This is a genomic window from Nonomuraea antri (assembly GCF_013283785.1).
GTDB classification, from domain to species: Bacteria; Actinomycetota; Actinomycetes; order Streptosporangiales; family Streptosporangiaceae; genus Nonomuraea; species Nonomuraea antri.
Genome location: NZ_JABCPZ010000130.1, coordinates 23096 through 30326, shown reverse-complemented (window position 1 = coordinate 30326; position 7231 = coordinate 23096). Strand labels below are relative to the sequence as shown.

At 71.4% G+C, this 7231-nt stretch carries 5 protein-coding genes; 3 read left to right on the top strand and 2 right to left on the bottom strand.

Going from position 1 to position 7231, the window contains the following annotated elements; translation table 11 throughout:
• Positions 1 to 379: alpha/beta fold hydrolase (locus tag HII36_RS33630; RefSeq protein ID WP_173527334.1), on the bottom strand; the 379-nt coding region annotated here is incomplete at its 3' end.
• A gap of 138 nt (positions 380 to 517) precedes the next feature.
• Between HII36_RS33630 and HII36_RS33625 the strand changes: the two genes are divergently transcribed.
• The gene (locus HII36_RS33625; RefSeq protein ID WP_173527333.1) at positions 518 to 1978 is read left to right on the top strand and encodes an MFS transporter; all 1461 of its coding nucleotides are present in this window, start codon (positions 518 to 520) and stop codon (positions 1976 to 1978) included.
• Here the strand turns inward: HII36_RS33625 and HII36_RS33620 are convergent.
• Positions 1975 to 3774 (bottom strand): thiamine pyrophosphate-dependent enzyme, encoded by a 1800-nt coding sequence (locus tag HII36_RS33620; RefSeq protein WP_173527332.1) that lies wholly within the window; start codon positions 3772 to 3774, stop codon positions 1975 to 1977. The two genes, HII36_RS33625 and HII36_RS33620, sit on opposite strands and share 4 nt — an antisense overlap.
• Before the next feature lie 110 nt (positions 3775 to 3884).
• On the opposite strand from HII36_RS33620, the gene HII36_RS33615 reads away from it, so the two are divergent.
• Both HII36_RS33615 and HII36_RS33610 read left to right on the top strand, forming a co-directional pair.
• Positions 3885 to 5864: an alpha-amylase family glycosyl hydrolase gene (locus tag HII36_RS33615; protein ID WP_217370293.1), complete on the top strand. Its 1980-nt coding sequence runs from the start codon at positions 3885 to 3887 to the stop codon at positions 5862 to 5864.
• Between the two features lie 52 nt (positions 5865 to 5916).
• The gene (locus HII36_RS33610; RefSeq protein ID WP_173527331.1) at positions 5917 to 7167 is read left to right on the top strand and encodes an amidohydrolase; all 1251 of its coding nucleotides are present in this window, start codon (positions 5917 to 5919) and stop codon (positions 7165 to 7167) included.
• Positions 7168 to 7231: the final 64 nt, after the last annotated feature.

The following is a 7231-nucleotide window of genomic DNA, read 5'->3' as shown; positions in this document are numbered from 1 at the left end:
GGCGGGTGCCGTCCACGATGAACGGCGGCTCGAACACGGCCAGCTTGGTGATCGGCAGGCCGCTCTCGGCGGCGGCGAGCGCCAGCGCGGCGCCGGAGGAGATGCCGTAGACGTGGGCCGACCCGCCGGCCTCGGCGATGAGCGCCGCCAGGTCCTCGATCTCGCGCTCGGGGGCGTGCGGCGTGGTGTCGCCGCTCTCGCCGCGTCCGCGCCGGTCGTAGGTGTAGACCGTGAAATGTCCGGACAGCGCCGCGGCGAGCGCGGTGTTGATGCCGCTGGCGCGGTGGCTCAGCGCGCCGTCGACCAGGATGACGGCCGGGCCCTGACCGACGCGGTCGTAGGCGATGACGGTGCCGTCCTCGGACGTGACCTTGTTCATGTTTCCTCCGCTCAGGTTGGCCTCAGCCTGTCACCGAAAAAAATAATTGTCAAGCCTCTACCAGCATTGACAATCAAAGTTGTCGGTGCGACGGTGATTACCGAACAGAGAATTCGTCGGTGGGAGGGAGATGCCGCCATGGTCACGACGACAGCCGCACGAGCGGGCCGGCGCGAATGGACGGGGCTGGCCGTGCTGGCCCTGCCGACGCTGCTGCTCTCGCTCGACGTGAGCGTGCTCTACCTGGCGCTCCCGCACCTCAGCGCCGATCTGGGCGCGGACAGCGCGCAACAGCTCTGGATCATGGACATCTACTCGTTCATGCTGGCCGGGTTCCTGGTCACGATGGGCACGCTCGGCGACAGGATCGGCCGGCGCAGGCTGCTGCTGATCGGAGCCGCGGCGTTCGGCGTGGCCTCGATACTGGCCGCCTACTCGAACTCGGCCGAGATGCTCATCGTGACCCGGGCGCTGCTCGGCATCGCGGGGGCCACGCTGATGCCGTCCACGATGGCACTCATCCGCAACATGTTCGCCGACCCCAAGCAGATGGCCACCGCCATCAGCGTCTGGTTCAGCTGCTTCATGGGCGGGCTCGCGCTCGGCCCGCTGGTGGGCGGACTGCTGCTGGAGCACTTCTGGTGGGGCTCGGCGTTCCTGGTCGGCGTGCCCGTCATGGCGTTGCTGCTGGTGTTCGGCCCCGCGCTGCTGCCCGAGTACCGCGACAGCACGGCCGGCCGGCTCGACCTGACCAGCGTCGCGCTGTACCTGCTGGCCATCCTGCCCCTCATCTACGGGCTCAAGGACGTCTCCAGGTACGGCCCGCAGCCCGTGTCCCTGGCGGCCGTGGCCGCCGGGCTGGCGTTCGGCGCGGCGTTCGTCCGGCGGCAGCGCACGCTCGCGCACCCGATGCTCGACCCGCGGTTGTTCTCGAACCGGGCCTTCACCGCGAGCATCGGCGTCATGCTGCTCGGCGGCGTGGTGATGGCGGCGGTCACGCTGACGTCCACGCAGTACCTGCAACTGGTGCAGGGACTGTCGCCGATGGCCGCGGGGCTCTGGCTGATCCCGCAGAACCTCGCCATGATCGGCTGCACGCTGCTGGCCCCGGTGCTGGCCAGGCGGATCCGTCCGGTGCGCGTGATGGCGTCCGGGCTGGCCATGGCCGCGCTCGGCTGCGTGCTGCACGCCCTGGTCGACCCGGTGGGCGGGCTGCCGCTGCTGGTGGCCGGGCTGGTGCTGGCCTCCGCCGGGATCGCCCTGCCGATGCCGCTGACCACGAGCATCATGATGTCCGCCGCCCCGCCGGAGAAGGCCGGGTCGGTCGCCTCGCTCTCGGAGACCGGCGGCGAGTTCGGCATCGCGGTCGGGCTGGCCACGCTGGGCAGCCTGCTGACGTTCGTGTTCCGCGCCGAACTGCCCGCGGACGCGCCCGAGCAGGCCCGCGCCGGCATCACCAGCGCGATGACCCTGCCCGACCTGGTCGACGCCGCCCGCGCCGCCTTCACCTCCGGGCTGAACGTGGTGGCCGTGGCCGGGGCGATCATCTTCGCCGCGCTGACCGTCGTCACGGCCCTGATGCTGCGCAGGACGGCCTAACCCTCACGAAAGCGCGCCAGCTCGTCCTGGTGCTCGGCGACGCCGGGCGACAGGGCGAGCCTTCGCGGGTCCAGCAGGGTGGCGGCCATCGGCGCGGCGTCCGGCTCGCCCCGCTGGTACGCCGTCACCATCTTGGCCACCTGCCCCGGCTTGACCGTCTCCCCGAACGGCGGCTCGTACGGGTCCACCCGGCACTCCACCAGCGAAGGCCCGTCGTACGACAGCGCCTCGGCCAGCACGTCACGCACCTCGGCCGCCCGCTCCACCCGGAACCCGCGGATCCCGCAGCCCTCCGCCACCTGGGCGAAGTCGATCGGCGACAGCCGGCAGCCGAACTGCGGATTGCCCAGGTAGGCGTTCTGCTCCCACACCTCCAGGCCGAGCGTGTCGTTGCGCAGCACCACGACCGTGATCGGCAGCTCGTGCTGCGCGATCGTGGCCAGCTCGCCCATGCACATGGCCATGCTCCCGTCGCCGGTGAACGCGACCACGTGCCTGCCGGGGAAGGCCACCTGGGCGCCGACCGCGTACGGCACCGCGGAGCCCATGCTGCACAACGTCCCGGAGAAGGAGAAGCGCATGCCGCGCCGGAGCACCACCCGGGAGGCCCACGAGGTCACCGTGCCCGCGTCGGCGGTGAGAATGGCCTCGTCGGGCAGCAGCTCGCTGAGCGCGCACACCACGGCCTGCGGCTTCATCGGCACGCCCGGGTCGTGCGCGCGGTCCTCCTGCAGCCGCCACCACGCGTCGTAGATCTCCCGCGCCCGCCACGCGAACGACTTGTCCTCGCGTACCCGCAGCAGCGGGATCAGCCTGGCCAGGGTCGCCGCCGCGTCGCCGCACAGGCCCACCTCGGCCGGGTAGCGCATGCCGATGCGGTCGCCGTTCACGTCGATCTGCACCGCCCTGGCCTGCCCCGGCCTGGGCCAGAAGTCGTAGAACGGGGTGCTGCTGCCGACGATGAGGAAGCCGTCGCAGTTCTCCATCGCCCAGTGCGCGGCCCGGTTGCCGATGAAGCCGATCCCGCCCACGGTGTACGGGCCGTCGTCGGGGACCACGTCCTTGCCCAGGCCGGCCTTGGCGATCGGCGCGCCGAGCAGCCCCGCCACCTCCTCGACCAGCTCGCCCGCGCCGAACCTGGCGCCCGCGCCGGCCAGCACCACCACCCGCTCGCAGGCGTTGAGCAGGTCGGCGGCCCGGGCCAGCTCGCTCTCCACCGGGATCTGCACGTGCCGCTGCTCGGTGACCGAGGTGTGCCCGGGCACGTTCTTGTCCGAGACGGTGTCCTGGTCGGTGGTCCACGACTGCACGTCGATCGGGATCGTCAGGTGCGCGGGCGCGTCGCGGAACACCGCCGCCTGCACGGCCCGGTCGGTGACCGCCACGGCGTGCGCGGGGCCCATCACCCGCTGGCTGAACGTGCAGGCGGGTTCGAGCACCTTGTCGTTGTCGATGTCCTGGAGGAAGTGGGTGCCGACCAGGTCGTGGTAGGTCATGCCGGTGATGGCGATCACCGGCGCGCCGTCGATCTTGGCGTCGTACAGGCCGTTCAGCAGGTGCAGCGCGCCCGGCCCGGACGTGGCCACGCACGCCGCGGGACGCCCGGTGAACTTGGCGTAGCCCACCGCGGCCAGCGCCGCGTACTCCTCGTGCCGCACGTGCACGAACCGCATCTCCGGATGCGTGCGCAGCGCCTCGAAGAACCCGTTGACGGCGTCGCCGCAGATGCCGAAGCACGTGTCGACGCCCCAGGCCAGCAGCCGCTCGACGATCAGGTCCGAGGTCGTCTTCGCCATGCACTCTGGCCTTCCCGGTAAAAGACCATGGAAGGACCACAGGGATCCTAGGGTTGTCCCTGGGTCGGGCTCAGAGGCGGCCGGGGGGCGGCCCGTCGTACGTTCGCGGCGTGAGCGAAGAACTGCTTCCCGACGTGCTGAGCCGTCGCGAGAGCGGGTTCGTGTTGTGGCGGCCGGCGCTGACCGACCCCGCGCCCAGCCTCGTGATCGGCCGATTCGAGCCCGGCAACCCGCCCGGCCTGGCCGACGAGCGGGACATCCCGTTCGTCAGAGAGAGCACCGACCTGTGGGTGCTGCCCGCCGCCGACTGCGGCCTGGTCGACGGGCAGGTCTACCACTACTGGTTCCAGATCGCCGACAGCCATCCCGACCGGCCGCCGCATCCGCTGCTGCGTACCGACCCGTTCGCGACCACGGTGGACTGGCGGCTGCTGTCGCCGCCGCTGCGGGCGCCGTACGGGGCGGGCGACCGCTGGCCGGCCGCTGTCGTCCTGTGGCGCGACGGCAGGCTCGTGGTCTGCGACCCCGGCGGGCAGGTCGCCGACCACTCGCGCGACGTGCCGTCCGCGGCGCTGCCGCCCAACCACATGACCGTGTACTACAAGCTGCCCACCGCCTGGTCGCGCCGGTCGGCCGAGGGCGGCGTCGAGGTGGGCGTCGGCACGTTCCGCGACGTGCTGGCGCTGGTCAGGGCCGACGCGGGCGGGGCGAACTTCCGCGGCGTGTCCGCGCTGGACGAGGGCCGCGCCTACCTGCGCGAACTCGGCGTCACCACGCTCGAACTGGCCCCGGTCGCCGACAGTTGGACGGTGCGCGAGTGGGGCTACGCCACCTCCAACTACTGCGCGCCCGACCACGACCTCGGCTTCCCGCGCGGCCACACCTCGCCCACGCCCAACAGCGACCTGTCGGCGCTGGTGACGGCCTGCCACCGGGCCGGGATCAGGTTCGGCTACGACGCGGTGATGGCGTTCGGGCAGCGGGAACCGTACCGGGAGATCAACTACCTGGACTTCCACGTCCGGCAGGGCACCGGCGACCCGGAGGAGGACTCCCGCTACCCCTTCGGCGGCGACCTGTTCAAGTACAACTACCAGGCCGAGGGCTACGACCCGGTGGAGGGCAAGACCGGCCGGCAGGTGCCCGCCCGCCAGTTCATGAAGGCGCACATCGCGCACTGGATCCTGCGTCACCACATCGACTCGATCCGCGTCGACAGCGTCAACAACGTCTACAACTGGGACTTCGTCCAGGAGTTCACCGAGTACGCCCGCGCGCTGAACAGGCGGCGCAACCACGGCACGGGCGACGACCGGTTCCTGGTGGTCGGCGAGGAGCTGTCGGTGCCGGTGGACCTGGTACGCCAGGGCCGCCTGGACGCGCTGTGGAACGAGCGGTTCAAGTTCGCGGTCCGCCAGGCGATACTCGGCGAGGCCGACCCCGGCACGGTCATGGACATGATCGACGGCCGCCGGTTCGGCTTCCAGGACGGCGCCCAGATGATCAACTACGTGACCTCGCACGACGTCGAGGGCCCGGGCAACGAGCGGCTGTTCGACTTCCTCAACCACAACGGCGTCCGGCAGACGGAGGAACGGATCAAGCTGGCCTTCGCCTGCCTGTTCACCGCGGTCGGCATCCCGATGATCCTGGCCGGCGAGGAGTTCGCCGACCGGCACGACCTGGCCGTGGTGCATCCGTCGAAACAGGTGGACCCGGTCAACTTCGACCGGCTCGACGACCCCTGGCGGCGGCGCGTCTTCACCCACGTCGCCAGGCTGGCCAGGCTGCGCGGCACCGCGGCCGCGCTGGGCGTCAACGACACCAGGTTCATCCACGTCGACGTCCAGGGCGGCAGGAAGGTCATGGCCTGGCTGCGCGGCGGCCCCGAGCACGACCCGGTGGTCGTGGTGGCCAACTTCTCCGGCTACGCCAGCGGCCCCGAGTACGTCGTCAACGGCTTCCCCCCGGCCCCGTGGGGGCGTACCTGGCGCGAGGTCACCCAGGAGCGCGAGGTCCCGCCGGAGTGGGCGGGACGCGAGCCGATCTTCCCGTGGGAGGCCAAGGTCTACATGCTCGACCCGGAGTGATTTGACGGTTTCTTTCCGCATTCATCCGGGCGAGCGCGGGCAGTGAACTGGCGTGACGGCTCCGGATGGCTGGGACGACGACTTGCGCGCGGATCTGACCGCGTTCTACCAGGACGTCCACCGCCATCCGGAGCTGGGCTTCGACGAGCACCGCACCGCGGGCAAGGTCGCCGACCGGCTGCGCGAGCTGGGCTTCGAGGTGATCACCGGGCTCGGCGGCACCGGCGTGGCCGGCGTGTACGGCAACGGCGACGGCCCGACCGTGCTGCTGCGCGCCGACATGGACGCGCTGCCGATCGAGGAGGACACCGGGCTGCCGTACGCCAGCCGGGCCACCGGGACCGACCCGCAGACCGGCGAGCGCACGTCCGTCATGCACGCCTGCGGGCACGACATGCACGTCACCTGCCTGCTCGGCGCGCTCCAGCTGCTGGCCCGCGACAAGGGGAAGTGGTCGGGGACGCTGGTGGCGGTCTTCCATCCGGCCGAGGAACTGGGCACCGGCGCGCGGGCGATGGTGGCCGACGGGCTGTTCGACCGGGTGCCGCGGCCCGACGTCGCGCTGGCCCAGCACGTGGCCCCGGTGCCGGCGGGGACGGTCGTGCTGCACGAGGGCGCCGCGCTGTCCAACGCGGACTCGTTCAGGATCACCCTGTACGGGCACGGCGGGCACGGCTCGACGCCGAACACCACCGTCGACCCGATCGTGATGGCCGCCTCGGTCGTCATGCGGCTGCAGACCGTCGTGTCCAGGACGATCTCGCCCACCGACACGGCCGTGGTCACCGTCGGCGCGGTGCGGGCCGGCAAGAAGGACAACATCATCCCGGACCGGGCCGAACTGCTGATCAACGTGCGCACGCTGACCACCGCCGTGCGCACGAAGACGCTGGAGACGATCAGGCGCATCGTGCACGCCGAGGCGCAGGCGTCGGCCGCGCCCCGGCTGCCGGAGATCACCGAGATCTCGTCGTACGACGCCCAGATCAACGACCCGGACGCCACCGAGAAGGTGGCCGCGGCGTTCCGCCGCAGGTTCGGCGACGTCCGGGTGGTGCGGGGACCGCAGGCCATGCCCAGCGAAGACTTCGGCGAGCTGCCGAAGGCGGCCGGCAGCCCGTCGGTGTACTGGTTCGTCGGCTCGGCCGACCCGGCCGTCTACCGGCAGGCCGAGGCCAAGGGCACGGTCGAGGTGGACGTCCCGATGAACCATTCGCCGGCTTTCGCCCCGGTCGTCGAGCCGACGCTGACCACCGGCGTGCACGCCCTGGTCGCGGCCGCGCTGGCCTGGCTGGGCCGCTGACCCTGACCGAGTCGCATCTCCACAGCTCGCATTCACCTCCGGTTCACTGGTGATGTCTACGTTT

Bases quoted from the DNA above. Each gene is read 5' to 3' on its own strand.
- HII36_RS33625 (WP_173527333.1), top strand. From the start codon at position 518: ATGGTCACGACGACAGCCGCACGAGCGGGCCGGCGCGAATGGACGGGG.
- HII36_RS33620 (WP_173527332.1), bottom strand. From the start codon at position 3,774: ATGGCGAAGACGACCTCGGACCTGATCGTCGAGCGGCTGCTGGCCTGG.